Source organism: Aquimarina sp. (assembly GCF_977115655.1).
The window spans coordinates 1-1,460 of record NZ_CDSBKO010000150.1; the positions used below are offsets into that span (position 1 = coordinate 1).

Sequence of the window (1,460 nt, forward strand, 5' to 3'; positions counted from 1 at the left end):
GTAATTGTAAGTTTTGTCCCCAGGTGTGCAGCACGGCAATCATTCCTGGTTTTGCACCCAAATGTTTAGGGTTATTTCCAAAGGCACTGAGTGTTTGCCAAACGCTGTCGAACAAAATATTGTAAAGCACTTTTGGATATCGTATTGCTACATAATTCAGAGGATCAGGGAGTGTAAAAACAACGTGAAAATAGGGTACAGCAAGAAGTTCTTTTGTTCTTGCTGCAATCCACTGATGCTGTTTATGACCTTGGCAAGTAGGGCAATGCCTGTTACGGCAAGAGTTAAATTGTAAATGCAACTTATTACAATCTCTACACCAATCTAAATGACCGCCAAGAGCTTTGGTACGACATTTTCGTATTGCATGCAAAGCCCTTGCATTCCAACTAGTATGTGCTATTTCCTGCAACTGGTCTGCTTCTAAATTCAACACATCTGCAACCGTATCTTTGGAATACATCATTTAGAATACAATGTATCCAAAGGACTAAATTTAATAGAGCTACCACTATTAGCGACATGTAAATAGACCATCGTGGTTTCTACATGCGCATGCCCTAGAAGTTCCTTTAGGCTCATAATATTAAGTCCATCTTCTAGTAAATGAGTAGCATAAGAGTGGCGAAGGGTATGAGCAGTAAATTTTTTATTAGTAGTTACTTTTGAACGACATTCTTTAATAACCCACTGTATGGCACGTACAGTAATGGGTTGGGGAATCCCGTCTTTAGTAACCTGACTGTTAAAAATATATTTTTTAGGAGTTTCTGTTTTTAAGTATTTTTTCAAACCTCTAATGAGCATATCGCTTAAGGGTAGATAACGGTCTACTTTGCCTTTTTGCTTTTTCACAAACAGAGATTTACGTTCAAAATCTAAATCGGATTGTAACACGTTGCAAACTTCATAACTGCGTAATCCGCAACCATATAACATCCCTAAAATAAGGCGATGTTTTAGATACTTAGGTGCTTTTAAAAGCTCCCGAACTTCTTGTTTATTAAGAACAACAGGAAGGTCATTTTGTCTTTTAATTTGAGGTAATTTGATCCGTTTTTGCTCCATACCCATTACTTTGTAGGCAGCACGAAGTCCAAAAATAGTGTGTTTAAAAAAACTCTCAGAAGGGGTTTTATGAAGGTTCTGGCAATAAAAAAGATACTCATTAATCGATTCTGTATCCAACTGCTCTGGACTTCTATTGTAATGCAGTGCTAAATGGGATAGGCAACGTAAATAATTAGTTAACGTGCTTTTTGCTTTCCCATTTATCACAAAACTTCTTTCTAAACGGGTGCTTAAAATTGAAAATGAGGGAACTCGGACTAGAGCTGTTTCTAAAATTGTTTTACTTTTTTTTTTGATACATAATGGTAATATTTATGTTAGTATCTAAATTTAATCTATTTTAGAATCCTGAGAAAAAAGCTTCCGAGGTAACGAGGATTAGTTCAACA

Annotated in this window: 2 protein-coding genes; both read right to left on the minus strand. The window is 36.2% G+C overall.

Annotation, left to right across the window (positions count from 1 at the left end):
• Positions 1-463, minus strand: a 463-nt coding sequence (locus tag ACZIYX_RS23930) for an IS91 family transposase (protein ID WP_462684774.1), incomplete at its 3' end; no start/stop codon positions are given.
• Entirely contained in the window at positions 463-1,278 is an 816-nt protein-coding gene (locus tag ACZIYX_RS23935) for a tyrosine-type recombinase/integrase (RefSeq protein ID WP_462684775.1), read from the minus strand. The genes ACZIYX_RS23935 and ACZIYX_RS23930, both read right to left, overlap by 1 nt.
• Positions 1,279-1,460 lie beyond the last annotated feature (182 nt).